The organism is Simiaoa sp. (assembly GCF_051972595.1).
Classification (GTDB): Bacteria; Bacillota; Clostridia; order Lachnospirales; family Lachnospiraceae; genus Acetatifactor; species Acetatifactor hominis.
This window is the reverse complement of sequence record NZ_JBOKRY010000022.1, coordinates 30,357-45,650: the sequence shown is the minus strand read 5'-3', so window position 1 is coordinate 45,650 and position 15,294 is coordinate 30,357. Positions and strand designations below refer to the sequence as shown.

General features: G+C 47.4%; 12 protein-coding genes. 10 read left to right on the top strand and 2 right to left on the bottom strand.

Annotated elements, in window-relative coordinates; all coding sequences use genetic code 11:
* Positions 1 to 349 precede the first annotated feature (349 nt).
* Entirely contained in the window at positions 350 to 814 is a 465-nt protein-coding gene (locus ACTRDR_RS09340) for an Hsp20/alpha crystallin family protein (RefSeq protein ID WP_118550954.1), read from the top strand.
* A 59-nt stretch (positions 815 to 873) separates the two neighbouring features.
* Here ACTRDR_RS09340 and ACTRDR_RS09335 read toward each other — a convergent pair whose 3' ends face one another.
* Positions 874 to 1,536 carry a PilZ domain-containing protein gene (locus ACTRDR_RS09335; RefSeq protein ID WP_440527135.1) on the bottom strand — a complete coding sequence of 221 codons (663 nt, stop codon included), beginning with the start codon at positions 1,534 to 1,536 and terminating at the stop codon, positions 874 to 876.
* A 35-nt stretch (positions 1,537 to 1,571) separates the two neighbouring features.
* Positions 1,572 to 2,939, bottom strand: coding sequence for a putative ABC transporter permease (locus ACTRDR_RS09330; RefSeq protein ID WP_440527133.1), 1,368 nt, complete (start codon positions 2,937 to 2,939; stop codon positions 1,572 to 1,574).
* Between the two features lie 258 nt (positions 2,940 to 3,197).
* Between ACTRDR_RS09330 and ACTRDR_RS09325 the strand changes: the two genes are divergently transcribed.
* The 9 genes from ACTRDR_RS09325 (at position 3,198) to ACTRDR_RS09285 (ending at position 15,246) form a co-directional block, all read left to right on the top strand.
* A complete protein-coding gene (locus tag ACTRDR_RS09325; protein WP_440527132.1) occupies positions 3,198 to 3,959 on the top strand; it encodes an IclR family transcriptional regulator in 762 nt (253 codons plus the stop codon).
* Positions 3,960 to 4,075: 116 nt separating this feature from the next.
* Positions 4,076 to 4,981 (top strand): ABC transporter permease, encoded by a 906-nt coding sequence (locus tag ACTRDR_RS09320; RefSeq protein ID WP_440527131.1) that lies wholly within the window; start codon positions 4,076 to 4,078, stop codon positions 4,979 to 4,981.
* A gap of 10 nt (positions 4,982 to 4,991) precedes the next feature.
* Positions 4,992 to 5,879, top strand: a complete 888-nt coding sequence (locus ACTRDR_RS09315) for a carbohydrate ABC transporter permease (RefSeq protein WP_440527129.1) — start codon at positions 4,992 to 4,994, stop codon at positions 5,877 to 5,879.
* A gap of 46 nt (positions 5,880 to 5,925) precedes the next feature.
* Complete coding sequence (locus tag ACTRDR_RS09310; protein WP_440527127.1) at positions 5,926 to 7,608, top strand: extracellular solute-binding protein; 1,683 nt, start codon at positions 5,926 to 5,928, stop codon at positions 7,606 to 7,608.
* Positions 7,609 to 7,717: 109 nt separating this feature from the next.
* The gene (locus tag ACTRDR_RS09305) at positions 7,718 to 8,761 is read left to right on the top strand and encodes a sialidase family protein (RefSeq protein ID WP_440527125.1); all 1,044 of its coding nucleotides are present in this window, start codon (positions 7,718 to 7,720) and stop codon (positions 8,759 to 8,761) included.
* 2 nt (positions 8,762 to 8,763) lie between these two features.
* Positions 8,764 to 11,898: a hypothetical protein gene (locus ACTRDR_RS09300; protein ID WP_440527124.1), complete on the top strand. Its 3,135-nt coding sequence runs from the start codon at positions 8,764 to 8,766 to the stop codon at positions 11,896 to 11,898.
* A 44-nt stretch (positions 11,899 to 11,942) separates the two neighbouring features.
* Complete coding sequence (locus tag ACTRDR_RS09295; RefSeq protein WP_440527123.1) at positions 11,943 to 12,869, top strand: dihydrodipicolinate synthase family protein; 927 nt, start codon at positions 11,943 to 11,945, stop codon at positions 12,867 to 12,869.
* Positions 12,870 to 12,967: 98 nt separating this feature from the next.
* Positions 12,968 to 14,764, top strand: a complete 1,797-nt coding sequence (locus tag ACTRDR_RS09290; RefSeq protein ID WP_440527121.1) for an L-fucose isomerase — start codon at positions 12,968 to 12,970, stop codon at positions 14,762 to 14,764.
* A 20-nt stretch (positions 14,765 to 14,784) separates the two neighbouring features.
* Positions 14,785 to 15,246 carry a YhcH/YjgK/YiaL family protein gene (locus ACTRDR_RS09285; RefSeq protein ID WP_440527120.1) on the top strand — a complete coding sequence of 154 codons (462 nt, stop codon included), beginning with the start codon at positions 14,785 to 14,787 and terminating at the stop codon, positions 15,244 to 15,246.
* Positions 15,247 to 15,294: the final 48 nt, after the last annotated feature.

Below are 15,294 nucleotides of genomic sequence, written 5' to 3'. Positions count from 1 at the left end.
GAGTCAAGGGCGTAGTGGCTTGAACAAAGTGAAAGCCAGCGTCTTTAGGCGCTGGTCGGTAACAGAGGCTTATAGCCTCAGAGCAAACCACCCGTTAGATGGGTGGTGGTGATTGCTGTTTATTTTTAATTTATAATTATATAATTATTCCTTAATTGACATACTTATATATGCGTGTTATAGTACAAATAGAACAAGGGAGAGGAAGAAAGATCAAGAGAATGAAAGAAGATCGAGATCAGAAATCCAAGACTGGTTCGGAAGTCCGATGGTGGTTACCGGAGGATGGAAAAGGTAAGAGGTATCGAAAGACACCGACATATGTTTAATAGAAAAGGAGAGATGACTTATGTTATTACCTAGCATTTTTGGAGAGAACTTATTTGATGACTTTTTTGACGATGTACCTTTCTTTGACAACAGAGCAGAGAATCAGATAGAGAAGAAACTGTATGGCAGACATGCACACAATGTAATGAAGACCGATATCAAGGAGAACGATGATGGCTATGAGCTGATCGTTGACCTGCCCGGCTTCAAGAAGGATGAGATCAAGGTATCTCTGGAGGATGGTTATCTGACCATCGAGGCTGCCAAGGGTCTGGATGAGGATGAGCAGGAGAAGAAATCCGGCAAGTACATCCGCAAGGAACGTTATGCAGGTTCCTGCCAGCGTAGCTTCTATGTTGGTGACAACCTGACCCAGGAGGATATCAAGGGTGAGTTCAAACATGGTATCCTGACCCTGAATGTTCCTAAGAAGGAAGCAAAACCTGCAGTGGAGACCAATAAATACATCGCCATTGAGGGATAATCTCTGAATACAAAAACCGTTGCCCGTAAGGGCAGCGGTTTTTTGCGTTAGAGAGAAGTTCAGGTTAATTGTCGTTTTCGTAAGACAACCCGCTCTTTCTTTACGATATATTGTTCCAGCCCGGGAACCGGATTACTGAGCCGGCAGCCATAGAGAAACAGTCCATTCTCTAATTCCTGCACACGGGCGACCAGTCCATACAGATGGAAATTAAAGTTCTCCGCAGTCTCCTCCAGATGATCATTCAGGACAGCGTGCACGGTCTGGTTGACACCCAGTTCCAGATCTTCCTTGCTGACTACGGCGAATCCGTTGTAGCTGATATCCTTGATAATAACATTGTGGGCAGCACGGTTTAGTCCACATTGAATGGCGGTTTCAATTCCCACATAGCAGCGGTAGCTCTGCCTGCGGTTGTAGGTTTTGCTTCCGGCGATGCTGAAGACAGTGTAACAGAGAGTTCCGTCGGCGCGTTTCACCACGTTGGTGGTGACGTTTTTGAACAGCTGAGGTTTATCGTCCGGGAGAGTGACCAGCAGATCGACGAGCAGCCCTTTTCCCCGGAAAGAGATGATTTTATCATCAGTAAACACACCCTCAGCCAACAGTGTATGTCTGCGGGAATAGACTTCCAAAATGCGGGATTCAAATTGAAGCTCTTCGTTATTCAGATGAATGATAAAGCTAAGGGATAACCCTGCGGTCAAGTCATCAATCTGCATGGTTCGGTCAGTCTCCCATCGTTAATAAATCCAAATTAATCCACCATTTTCGCATTCGGATAGATGCGTTCCATTCGTGCGTCGGGATAATGGTCGTCCAGAAAACGCTGCAATCCGTTAAGCTCTGTGGTTTCTACAGAATAGGAGGCATCGTTACGTTCGGTGTATCTGGCAAGTGCCAGTGCGGAAACCAGCATGTTGGCAATCATAAATACAATTAAAACATTACAAATGATCGTACCCGCTTTTTTCGGAATCTTCTCGATCCAGCCGGACAGCTTCGGATAGATGAACTTCAGCCATACCACAGCGGCAATGCCCCAGAAGAAGCAGTACAACAGGTTGATACGACCGCCTAAGTTAAAGGCGAATCCGCTGTAATCCCAGAAAATCGTGCCGAAGACCATTTCCGTGAAGACACTGCAGATATATTCATATGCACCACCAAGCAATGTTCCTGCCAGGAAAATGGAACCGTCACTTTTATTCCGGTAGCGATAGAGCAGCAGGGTCAGAAAGGCACAGCCCAGTCCCCATACGATACTGAAAGGCCCGTAGATCACACTGCTGCGGCTCATCCAGACACCGGCTGTGATACGGCAGAAGATCGTCTCTGTGATATCACCCAAAAAAGCACCGATGAAAAAAAGGGAAAACAATTTATAAAAGCAACAGCCCTCGGCAAAAACAGTAGATTTCTTACGTTCTGCCCGGGCTTTTACCAGGGCATCCAGACTAATGGAAGGATAGGACCTCTGCAGACGCTTCTGCATATGTCTGGTCAGAGCATTTTCCAGGAAACGGGAAGTCTCGCCCAGCCCTTCGGTGATCTGATCCAGCCGGGCGGTCTGCTTTTCTAATGCATAGTCCGCCCGGTGCTTCGCCTGCAGCTGTAAGCTTATCGTTGACAGGGCGGAACCAATGGTGTCTAACAGGAGCAGTCCTCCGAGGATTAACAGAAGTATTACGGAGAGAAAATGCGGAATGCGGTCAAACAGCCCACACAGCAGCGGATCCGCGAACATTACGGTCACAACGCTTAATGCGCCCCACAGCAGGGAAAAGGGCAGGCAGATATAACCGCCCACATTATAGCGGAAGCGGGAATAATCCCACAGCTTTTTCTTATAGACTTTTTCAAAAAACATTCCCGTGGAATATTCCAAAAGAGAGGACAATACAAAGCCGCCCAGGAACAGGAAGAACGGATATTCCGTCAGCTCCGGCAGGAAGATCTCGAACAGCATGGCACCGAAACCGTAGATCGGGCATAGGGGACCCGCTACGAATCCTCGGTTGACGAATTTCCGATGCTGCACCGCGGCAGAACATACCTCGATACACCATCCTATAAAAGAATAGAAGAAAAACAGCCAGAACAGGGATAACCAGGATATTGTCATAAGGGCACCTCTTTCACGAAAAATGTCGAACATTGTCTTGTTCCATCATATCACAACGAAAGAGGTTGTACCATCATTATATTGGTACTCTAAAAGGATTCTTTTGGACAAACGGTTCTCTATCACAGAACACAAAGTTAATTATAGACAAAAGTTACAAGGCTAATTTATAAAAATGTGCTATTGATTTTTAAACGGCAAAAAATATATAATGATGTTACGAAATAAAGAACGCGATTACCAAATGGAGAACACGAGATGGTAAATGAGGCAGAAGTAAAAGTAAAGAGCCTGCAGAAAGCTCTTGAAATTTTGAACTGCTTTACAAAAAAAAGCAGTTGGGGTGTGACAGAGATCAGTGAACAGCTGGATCTGAACAAAAGTAATGTACATAATATTTTGTCGACGTTCAAAGCAATGGGGTATCTGGATCAGGATGACGAAAGCGGCAGGTACAAGTTGGGACTCAGCGTGTATTCCCTGTGTTATTCGCTGGGACAGAACTTAAGCATCGGTAGTGTAGCAGCTCCGTATTTACAGGAACTTGCAGATATGGCAGGTGAGAGAGTCTATCTTGCGATCCCGCATGAACAGGAGATTCTCTATGTGACCTCTGCTTATCCGAAGACATCCATTGATCTTATGCGACCGATCATGGGTGAACATGCGCAGATGCATTGCACCGGGCTGGGCAAGGCAATGCTGGCATACCTCCCGGAGGAGAAACAGAGGGCCTATGCAGCCAGAAAGCTGGAAGCCTATACCGATTACACCATCACGGATGGTGATGCACTGATGAAGGAACTCAGAGAGATCCGACAGCGCGGTTATGCAATAGACAATATGGAACACGAATTTGGTGTGAAATGTGTAGCAGTTCCGGTACTCGGAAGAAACGGTCAGGTGGTAGCGGGAGTGAGTATTACCGGACCGTCCCTGAGATTCTATGACGAACGGATCCAGTCACTGGCAAAGGAATTACAGAACAAAATAAGGGAATTACAAAACATTCTTTATTAACAAAAAATGTGAAAAGGGGATTGAGAAATCAATCCTTTTCAAAAAAACATATTAGAGAACGGCGTTCTTTAATAGAGAACAATAAGAAACAATGATTGCACAGAAGGAGAGACAACATGAAAACATCGCCGTGGAAGAAGATCAAGAAATGCAAATATCTGTACATTATGATGTTGCTTCCGATCATCTATTACATCCTGTTCCATTATCTGCCTTTGTACGGGGTGTTGATCGCATTCAAGGATTACAAGATTGCAAAGGGTGTATGGGGAAGCCCTTGGGTGGGCTTTAAATGGTTCGAGAAGTTCCTGACGGATCCTTATTTTTGGAAACTGGTGAAAAATACATTACTGTTAAATATTTACGGACTGCTGTGGGGCTTCCCGGTACCGATTCTTCTGGCGCTGATGTTGAACGAAGTAACAAATGCAAAGTTCAAGAGAGTGATCCAGACCGTCAGCTACCTGCCGCACTTCATTTCCACTGTGGTTGTCTGTGGTATGGTAATGAACTTCTTGTCGTTGGATGGAATCATCAACCAGATCATTGCAGCATTCGGTTTTGACAAGATCCAGTTCATGGTATTACCCGAATGGTTCCGCACCATATTTACCGCATCCGGTATCTGGCAGACCTGTGGCTGGACTTCCATTATTTATTTGTCCGCTTTGACCTCTGTGGATCAGGAGATTCTGGAGGCGGCAATGATCGATGGAGCAAACCGTTTCCAGAGAATTAAGTCGGTAACGCTCCCCTCTATTGCACCGACCATCTCCATTATGCTGATCATGCAGATCGGACGGCTGATGTCCCTGGGATATGAGAAGATTATCCTATTGTATAACGGATCTACTTATGAGACTGCGGATGTCATTTCCACTTATGTATACAGACGAGGCATTCTGAGTGCAGACTTCAGCTATTCTACAGCGGTGGGACTGTTCCAGTCAGTCATCGGTGTGATCTTGTTGGTAGCATCCAACCAGATATCGAAAAAACTCAGTGACAGCAGCTTGTGGTAGGAGGACAGAAATGGCTAAGAAAGTAAAAATAAAAAGCAAAAAACCGCAGGGAATCGGCAGTAAAATATTTGATATTGTGAACTATCTTCTGCTGGCAATCCTCGGATTCATTATGTTCTACCCGATGTTTTATGTATTTATTGTGTCTATCAGTTCTTCACAGTATATCAATCAGGGACTGGTAACACTGTTCCCCAGAGGAATCAATTTCGATGCCTACAAGGCAGTATTCGAGAATCAGAGAATCTGGAGCGGCTATAAGAACACTTTTTTATACACAGGCCTGGGAACCTTGATCTGCCTGGTACTTACCGCATTGTGTGCCTATCCTCTTTCCAGAAAAGATTTTTACGGACGAAAGGCATTTACTGTGCTGATCATGATCACAATGTTCGTAAACGGCGGTATGATCCCTACCTATCTGGTGATCAATAAGCTTCATATGATCAACACTATGTGGGCCATCGTTCTGCCGCCCGCCATCAGTACCTATAATATGATCGTCATGAGGACTTCCTTCCAGGCGATCCCGGATTCCTTGGTAGAATCCGCATATCTGGACGGTGCAAATGACATTACGATCTTCAGTAAGATTGTCCTGCCGCTGTCCAAACCGATCATCGCAACCATGACTTTATACTATGCCGTATACCATTGGAACAGCTACTTCCCTTCCATGTTGTACCTGAATGATCAGAAAAAATATCCTGTACAGGTTGTCATGCGTGACATCGTAATACAGGGCGACACCTCCGAGATTACAGGAAGTGTCAACATCATCGCTACTAACTATAAATATGCGGTGATCATTATTTCCATCGTACCTATTCTGCTTGTATACCCTCTGTTGCAGAAGTACTTCACAAAGGGTGTTATGGTCGGAGCAGTTAAGGGATAAAGAAACAAATTATATGAAGAATGTATTTAAGAAAAGGAGAGGTTAAATGAAAAAGAAAGCATTCCAAAAACTGACAGCCTTATTGGCAGTAACAGCAATGAGCGCATCTCTGTTGACAGGATGTGGTTCCGATGCTTCCGGCAGCAATGATGCCGCAACAAATAATGCGAAGGAGAGTACCGCAAGTGCAGGGACACAGGAAGCAAACAGCGAGCATCCTTCCTGGATCAGCGAGGATCCTCTGGAGATCAGCATTATGGTCATGGACTCCAGCCAGCAGCCCATGGCACAGGACAGCAAGTCCCACCAGGCAATTTTTGAAGCAACCAATGTAAAGCTTGATTTCCAGATTGTTCCTTCCAGCAGCTATGATGAGAAGAAAAACATTGCGCTGTCTACACAGAATTTCCCGGATATCATTTACCTGAGAAGTGCAAGTGATATTTCCGATTTCGCATCCGAGGGTATCTTCGAGCCCCTGACACAGTATATCAACGAAGAGACCATGCCGAATTTCTACAAATTCTGGCAGCAGTATCCCGAAATGCAGAGATACATGGTAGATGGTGAAATGTATGTGTTCCCTGTAGTACTTCGTGATGAGTGGGCCAACGGTTTCGGTCCCGTAATCCGTACCGACCTTCTGGAAGAGAACGGCATTGCAACTCCTACCACATGGGATGAAGTGCTGGATGCCTTAGCACAGTTAAAAGAGATCTATCCTGACAGCACTCCCTGGGCAATCAGAAAGGGAACTGCTAACCTGTTAAAGACCACTTCCTATATGTTAGGCTCCGGCTTCGGTTCTGTATCCGCAAGTTCCGGTATGTACTGGGATGAGGATCTGGGCAAGTATGTATACGGTCCTGCAGATACCAATTTCAAAGAAGTTCTGAAGTTCCTGAACAAGGCATATACCACCGGTGTTCTGGATCAGGAATATGCAACTACCGATTCTGATTCCATGACGACCAAGTGCAGCAGTGGTCAGTCCTTCTTCTTTGTAGATAACAGTGGATTTGGTCAGAACTACACCAACGAACTGCGTAAGATCGACGGTAACGAGAATGCTACTTTCCAGGTACTGTCGATTCCCGAGAACAGCCTGGGCGAGAGACGTGCCGTATCCTACGATACAAGATTCGGTAAGCTGTATGCAATCAATGCAAATGCAAAGAACAAAGATCAGATCATTAAGTTTATCGACTGGATGTACTCCATGGAGGCTTCCGATATTACCAACTACGGTATCGAGGGTGAGACCTTCCAGTACAACGCAGACGGCGAGGCAGAATATATTTCCGATTATGTAAAGCAGTTCAAGGATGCATCTCCTTCTGACTACTATGCATGCTGGACAGATATCGGTGCAGGCAAGCTGGACTTCTCCATGTATGCATGCAACATTAAGACCCAGCGTGAGATCCAGATGATCACCGGAAGCTGGTCCGATCTGACAGAAGATTACTGGAAGATCATCAATGAGGATGACGCTTATGTACAGCCTCACATTGCACCTTCCTTTACTACCGAAGAGGCAGACCGTGTGAAAGAACTGACCACTGATCTGGATACCTTCTTCACACAGGAATACGATAAGTACATTACCGGCAAGGAATCCATCGACAACTGGGATGCTCTGATCAAGAAGGCTGAGGATATGGGCGTAAGAGAACTGGAGCAGCTGTGGAATGACGCAGAAGCCCGTGCCGTAGCAGAAACCAAATAGGTCATCGGACAAAGGAAAGTAACAGAACATAACACAGAGTGAACGGGCAGGTTACCCGTTCATTCTGCTAAAAAGAGAGAATCAGGCAATGGAAGGTGTGACTGACAGTATGAAAATTACAAATTATACACAGGAATTTATCACAGATGACAATAAACCTTTTGACAGTGCCCATGCCTCAACACTGCTGGAATTAAAGGACGGCGGCATTCTGGCAGCATGGTTCGGCGGTGCATGGGAAAAGAATCCGGATGTAGCGATCTGGACAGCAATACGTGATAAGGATGGCTGGGGACAACCGGTAAAGGTAGCGGATGTAAGAGGAGTTGCCATGTGGAACCCCGTACTTTTCCGTAAGAAAGATGGAAAAGTCATTCTTTTCTATAAGGTTGGAAAGCTGATCTCGGAATGGGTGACCTGGTATATGGAAAGTGAAGATGAAGGACACACCTTCTCAGAGCCGCAGGAACTGGTACCAGGAGATATCGGGGGAAGAGGCCCTGTCAAGAATAAACCTATCCGGTTAAGTGACGGCACCGTACTGGCTCCCGGATCCCTGGAAGGGGAATTGTGGGACGGATTCGTGGATATCTCCAAAGATGACTGCCGCACCTGGGAGAGAAGCGATCTGGTGCCGCTGCACAGACTGGCGATCACAGATAAGGGCGTTCATAATGTGCAGGTGATCGACAGACCTTATGACAGACATTATATCTACGGAAAAGGGATCATTCAGCCTACCCTCTGGGAGGATCGGGACGGAAAAGTACATATGCTTTGCCGCAGCAGCAGCTCCCGTATCATCCGCAGCGATTCCGAGGATGGCGGAAGAACTTGGTGTCTGGCATATGATACCGGACTTCCCAACAATAACAGCGGTATCGATCTGGTCAAATTAAAGAATGGAGATCTTGTGCTAGTCTATAATCCCAGAGAGAATCTGCCCGGTTATTACAAGGGACCGAGAACCCCGCTCAGCGTTGCGTTGTCCAGAGACAACGGAGAGACCTTCGAGATCATCTGTACATTAGAGGATCAGAGAGGCGACTATTGTTATCCTTCCGTAATCTGCAATGACGACAATAAGATTATGATCACTTATACATGGAAACGGGAAAAGATCGTGTATGTGAGCTTTACATTAGAGGACTGATTATGAAGGACAGCAGGACAAAGGAAGATATCTACAGAAAATTTCAGAATCCGGCAAGAGAATACCGAGGAACTCCCTTTTGGTCCTGGAATGCGGAAATGACTCCGGAAGAAGTCAGACGGCAGGTGAGAGAGCTTTATGAGCAGGGGGTCGGAGGATTCTTCATTCACTCTCGGGATGGTCTGGAGACTCCCTATCTGGGCAGAGAGTGGATGGACTGCGTGGAGGTAGCGGTAGATGAAGCAAAACAGTTGGGCATATCGGCCTGGCTGTATGATGATGACCGCTGGCCTTCCGGTAATGCCGGAGGAATGGTGGCAGCCGGAGGAGATGCCTATCGTCTGAAAGGACTGACCCTGCAGGTATGCGACACCTGTGACTCTGCGGTATGGAAGGAAGAACATCTTATTGCAGTATTTACCGCATTGGTACAGGGAGATGCCATTTATTTTCTGAAGCGGCTGGAGAATGCCATGACAAAAATTCCGGAGCCGGAAGAGAAAAAACAGCACCCCGGATGCCGGCAGGTATTTCTCATTTTACGTTTGGAAATATCGGCAAAAAGTGAATGGTTCAACGGGGAAACACCGGTAGACAATCTGAATCCGGATACGGTACAGAGATTCCTGCATCTGACCCATGATAAATATTTGGAACGGTTTGGAGAGGAATTCGGGAAAACGATTCCGGGAATTTTTACAGATGAACCCAGTCTGGCAGACACACATTCTGCTTTTGGGGCAGACCGTAGTTGGATTCCCTGGACTTACGGATTCACAGATTATTTCCGGGAGAAGAACGGCTATGATCCGATTGACAAAATCCCACTATTTTTCTTCGAAGGAGAGGGCAGTGCGAAGATAAGACATGACTACTGGCATGCCATCACATTGCGGTTCAGTGAGAATTATTCCGGACAGATTGCCGCATGGTGCAGAGAACATCATCTGCTTATGACAGGACATTTTCTTCAGGAGGATAAGCTGGGACTGTCTACCAGAGTCAGCGGAGCAACAATGCCGCTGTATGAATATGAGGATATTCCCGGAGTGGATATACTTCAGGACAAGACGGACGAATTTCTTACAGTGAAACAATGCGTCAGCGTGGCACACCAGATGGGAAAAAAGAATGTCATCTCTGAGACTTATGGCGTGACTGGATGGGATTTTACCTTCGAAGGACAGCGGCATATCGGAGACTGGCAATACGCACTGGGTGTGAATAAGAGGTGCCAGCACCTGTCATTATATTCCCTGACCGGTGGCAGGAAGAGAGACTGTCCTCCGGGTTTCGGCTACAATATTCCCTGGTGGAGCAGGGACCATGTGGTGGAGGACTATTTTGGACGGCTGAGTGCTGCGCTGGAAGAAGGTTCTCCCAGTCAGCAGTATCTGTTACTGCATCCGGCGACTACGGCATGGAGCATGATGGGGGCCAGTCCCTACGGCAATCCTGTGCGTCGCAGGGAACGGGATCTGCAGAAGGTCAACGAATACGGATGGCAATATAATGCGCTACTGGAAAAACTTTGCAATCATCATCTGGACCCCGATCTGGGGGATGAGATTCTGATGGCGAAACACGGATCTGTAGAACAGGGCAGATTGATCCTGGGGAAAATGCAGTACCGGACAGTGGTGCTGCCGAAGATTGGCACCATGCTGAGCAGTACATACCGACTTTTGAAAGAATTTGTGAAGCAGGGCGGTCAGTTGATCGTGACTAATCCGGGACCGGTTCTACTGGATGCCATGGAAAGCAATCTTCCGGCAGAACTGTTTACCGCAAAAAATTGTGTTGCGGTAAATAGTGATGAGGAACTTATAAAAGCACTGGAAGATGTGGGAGCTCGGACGGTAAGTATCCGGAACGGCGACAGGGAAGAAACCCGCTGTATCGCATTGCAGAAGTTTATGGAAAAAGGACAGCTTTTGTTCGTGACAAACTATCACCGGACGGAAGCCTGTGAGGTAGAGATTCACGTACCCCTGGAAGCTTCTGTAGAAGAGTGGGACGCACTCACCGGAACTCATAAGACGGTGGAGGCTGTCACCGGACAGGGGCAGATCGTTTTTCCGATACGGCTGGAAGCGCAGACTTCGCGCCTGTTTTTCCTGGAGAAAATGGAGAAAAACGCCGAAAAATCAGCTGGCGCAAGCGTAGTGCCTGCAGAGGCTGACGAAACAGAACTTCAGGTGCTGCCGGAACGGACAGTGATCCGTCTGACCGATCCTAACCTGTATACTCTGGATAGCTGCAGATACCGCATACAGGAGGGGCACTGGTCAGAACCTATGCAGGTCTGGGAAGCACAGGAACAGATCCGCACCGGATTGGGAATGCGCTCCATAGCAGCCCTTGGAAAAGAACAGCGTTACCGTTGGGTAAGAGAACCTCATCCTGCGGACGGAACGGAAGTCTCACTGGAATTTACATTTGAGACGGTGAAAAAAATTACAGGCTACACGGAGCTTGCAATCGAACATCCAGAAAATTTTCAGATCTATCTGAACAGACAGCCGGTGGAACAGCGGATCACGGGATGCCTGTATGACAGAGGGATCAAGAGGATTCCACTTCCAGGCTGGGCAGAAGGAGAGAACAGGCTATTGCTGATCTGCCGTTATCGTAATTCCATGGAACTGGAAAACTGTTATCTCTGCGGAGAGTTCGGCGTAAATACGGAACGGAAGATTACAGAACAGCCGACAGCACTGCTGATCGGAGACTGGACGGCTCAGGGATTGTACCATTATGCAGGCAGCGTCAAATATCTGTATGATTTCCGATGGAATCCACACTGTAAAAAGAGACCGGATAGCCGGATTTATTTGAAATTGAAAGATTTTAAGGGTACCTGCGCTACGGTCAGACTGGGAAGGGCTTTCTATGAAATTCCTTGGAGAGCAGCCGGAATGATTGATATTACAGAGGCATTAGAAGAAGGTGACAATCACCTTGAGATAGAAATATACAGTTCTTTGCGGAATTTATTCGGTCCTTTTCATCTCGCAGGAGGCAGACCGGAAGTGACGAATGATTCTGTATTTCGTACCAGCGGTGAAAAATATACACCGGAATATAAGGTGGAACCCTACGGAATCCTTAAGGCACCGGTACTGATAGAAAGGTAAGATACAAATAAAGAAGTCCGCGGGGCGGGCAGATGGGAGCAACAATGAAAAATGAATTTCCTAATGGAGTATGGCCGGTGATGCTGACTCCTTATACAGAGGACAATAAAATTGACTATCCAGCGCTGGAGAAACTGACCGAATGGTATTTTGAAAATGACTGTGATGGATTGTTTGCGGTATGTCAGTCCAGCGAAATGTTCCAGCTGACACTGGAAGAACGCTGTAAAATCGCAGCGGCTGTGAAGAAGTATGCCAACGGAAAACCGGTGATTGCATCCGGACATATTTCTGATTCCATTGAGGATCAGGCGGAAGAACTGAAGCGCATGGCAGATACCGGAATCGACGCACTGATCCTGATCTCCAACAGACCTGCTGCACAGCAGGAATCCGATCAGGTGATGATCGAAAGGCTGCAGACATTGATGGAACAGCTTCCGAAGGATATCCCACTTGGATTTTATGAATGTCCTTATCCCTACAAGAGAGTGCTGAGCAAAGAAGTGGTGAAGTTCCTGGTAGACAGTGAGAGATTCTACTTTCTGAAAGATACCAGTTGCGATATGGCGAGCATGAGCGAAAAATTGCAGCTGATCCAGGGAAGCAATCTGAAGCTTTACAATGCCAATACTGCGACCTTACTGGAATCATTGCAGGAGGGAGCCGCCGGATACAGCGGAGTCATGGCGAATTTCCATCCGAGACTGTACAGCTGGTTGTGCAAAAACTATGCCGCACAGCCTGAGAAAGCCCGGAAACTGACAGATCTGCTGACCATGTGCTCCCTGATCGAGAACAGCAACTATCCCGTGAATGCGAAATATGCATTACAGAAGATGGGAGTTCCCATGACACTGCACAGCAGAAGAGTAGACTGGAAGAAACTGACGGTCGCACAGCGGATGGAAGCAGAGCAGCTTATCCGCCTGTCAGCAGAGGTAGAGGATGAACTGGGAATTGCCCGCTAGGAGACCTTAGGACTGCACCGGCGCTGCTGCCGCAGTCCCATGGCAGAGGCAGAACAAGGAAATGAAAAAGAAAGAGGCAGCGCAGAAAAGAGGACAATATGGCTGAAAACAGATACATAGGAAAATATCCGGTGATCGGAATCCGTCCCGTGATCGATGCGAGACGTGGTTATCTGAATGTAAGAGGCTCGCTGGAAGAACAGACCATGAATATGGCTTCTTCTGCCAAAAAGCTGTTCGAAGAAAATCTTCGTTACAGCAACGGAGAGTCGGTAAAGGTAGTGATCTCACCTACCACCATCGGACGCGTGGCAGAAGCGGCAGAATGTGCGGACTTTTTTGAATCGGAAGGCGTTGCCATTACTCTGACCGTGACCCCCTGCTGGTGCTACGGTGCGGAAACCATGGATATGTCTCCTAACACGATTAAGGGTGTCTGGGGATTTAACGGTACGGAGAGACCCGGTGCCGTATACCTTGCATCCGTATTGGCAACACATGCCCAGAAGGGACTGCCTGCGTTTGGCATCTATGGACATGATGTACAGGAAGCGGATGCTGTCGAGATTCCGGAAGATGTGCAGGAGAAGCTGTTGCGTTTCGGCCGAGCAGCCGTGGCCGTGGCTACCATGAGAGGAAAATCTTATCTGCAGATCGGTTCTATCTGTATGGGTATCGGTGGATCCATTATTGATCCTGCATTCATTGAGGAATATCTGGGAATGCGTGTGGAATCCGTGGATGAAGTGGAGATTTTACGCCGTATTCAGCAGGATATTTATGACAAGGATGAATTTGAGAAGGCTTATAAGTGGACGAGGGAGCATTGTCCGGACGGACTGGACAAGAATCCTGCGGAGATCCGGAAGACTCCCGAAGAGAAGGAAGAGGACTGGAAATTCGTTGTAAAGACCATGTGCATCATCAAGGATCTGATGAACGGTAATGACAAATTACCCGCCGGAAGAGAAGAGGAAATGGTGGGACACAATGCCATTGCCGCAGGCTTCCAGGGACAGAGACAGTGGACGGATTACTATCCCAATACGGATTTTGCCGAGGCAATGCTGAATACTACTTTTGACTGGAACGGCGCAAGAGAGCCTTATATTCTCGCAACGGAAAACGATGTATTAAACGGATTGGGAATGCTGTTTTTGAAGCTTCTGACCAACCGTGCACAGATCTTTGCGGATGTCCGTACTTACTGGAGTCCGGAGGCTGTGAAGAAGGCAGCCGGCTACGAAGTCGAAGGAGTGGCGAAGGAAGCAGGCGGATTTATCCATCTGATCAATTCCGGTGCGGCATGTCTGGATGCCAGTGGACAGGCCAGGGATGCAGAGGGTAACTCTGTCATGAAGCCCTGGTACGAGGTGACGGAAGAAGATCAGAAGGCAATGCTGGAGGCAACGACCTGGAGTGAGGCAGACTTCGGCTATTTCCGCGGAGGCGGTTATTCCTCCCGCTTCGTGACAGAGGCACAGATGCCTGTGACAATGATCCGTCTGAATCTGGTCAAAGGCATCGGCCCCACCTTACAGATCGCAGAAGGCTGGACGGTGAAGCTGCCGGAAAAAGTGACAGATATCTTATGGAAGCGTACCGATTACACCTGGCCCTGCACCTGGTTTGCACCCAGATGCAACGGAAAAGAGGGACCCTTCAAGAGTGCCTATGATGTTATGAACAACTGGGGAGCCAATCATGGAGCCATCAGCTATGGACATGTGGGTGCCGATCTGATCACCTTGTGCTCCATGCTGCGTATTCCGGTCAGCATGCACAATGTGCCGGAGGAGAAAATTTTCCGTCCGGCATCCTGGAACGCATTTGGAATGGATAAAGAAGGACAGGATTATCGTGCCTGTGCCGCATACGGTCCCATGTACAAATAATACCGCCGGAAGGATAAGCAATGGTCAAAGGATATATGGACGCTCTGCCACAGTATTCCCTAGTTGGAATACCGGTAGAGTGCATGGAGAAAATAAGCGAATATGTAAACGCCCAGGAACTGGCGGCTCTGCCCTGCGGAAAATATGAGATTGACGGGGAACGGATCTACGTCAGTATTCAGGAGTACGAGACAAAGTCCTATGGGGACTGTCGTTTTGAGACACATAAAAGATATGCGGATATCCAGTGTATTCTACAGGGAAGGGAGCAGATTTGGGTAACAGAGCAGCCACTTCCCATGTCAGATACTGAGTACGATCCGAAGGCAGATATTAGGTTCTGGAAGGATGGCAAAGCATCCCTGCTGGATCTGCGTGCAGGGGAACTGGCGATACTTCTTCCGGGAGAGGCACATAAGCCTTGTGTCCGGGCGGGCGAAGCAGGGAAAGTGAAAAAAGCGGTATTCAAGATCGCATTATAACAAGACAAAAATTGTATTGAAAGATGAAAGATATGCAATTCCGCAGGC

What these genes read in the sequence shown, in the direction of transcription:
- ACTRDR_RS09340 (WP_118550954.1), top strand. Translation starts at nt 350, where the DNA reads ATGTTATTACCTAGCATTTTTGGAGAGAACTTATTTGATGACTTTTTT.
- ACTRDR_RS09335 (WP_440527135.1), bottom strand. Translation starts at nt 1,536, where the DNA reads ATGCAGATTGATGACTTGACCGCAGGGTTATCCCTTAGCTTTATCATT.
- ACTRDR_RS09330 (WP_440527133.1), bottom strand. Translation starts at nt 2,939, where the DNA reads ATGACAATATCCTGGTTATCCCTGTTCTGGCTGTTTTTCTTCTATTCT.
- ACTRDR_RS09325 (WP_440527132.1), top strand. Translation starts at nt 3,198, where the DNA reads ATGGTAAATGAGGCAGAAGTAAAAGTAAAGAGCCTGCAGAAAGCTCTT.
- ACTRDR_RS09320 (WP_440527131.1), top strand. Translation starts at nt 4,076, where the DNA reads ATGAAAACATCGCCGTGGAAGAAGATCAAGAAATGCAAATATCTGTAC.
- ACTRDR_RS09315 (WP_440527129.1), top strand. Translation starts at nt 4,992, where the DNA reads ATGGCTAAGAAAGTAAAAATAAAAAGCAAAAAACCGCAGGGAATCGGC.
- ACTRDR_RS09310 (WP_440527127.1), top strand. Translation starts at nt 5,926, where the DNA reads ATGAAAAAGAAAGCATTCCAAAAACTGACAGCCTTATTGGCAGTAACA.
- ACTRDR_RS09305 (WP_440527125.1), top strand. Translation starts at nt 7,718, where the DNA reads ATGAAAATTACAAATTATACACAGGAATTTATCACAGATGACAATAAA.
- ACTRDR_RS09300 (WP_440527124.1), top strand. Translation starts at nt 8,764, where the DNA reads ATGAAGGACAGCAGGACAAAGGAAGATATCTACAGAAAATTTCAGAAT.
- ACTRDR_RS09295 (WP_440527123.1), top strand. Translation starts at nt 11,943, where the DNA reads ATGAAAAATGAATTTCCTAATGGAGTATGGCCGGTGATGCTGACTCCT.
- ACTRDR_RS09290 (WP_440527121.1), top strand. Translation starts at nt 12,968, where the DNA reads ATGGCTGAAAACAGATACATAGGAAAATATCCGGTGATCGGAATCCGT.
- ACTRDR_RS09285 (WP_440527120.1), top strand. Translation starts at nt 14,785, where the DNA reads ATGGTCAAAGGATATATGGACGCTCTGCCACAGTATTCCCTAGTTGGA.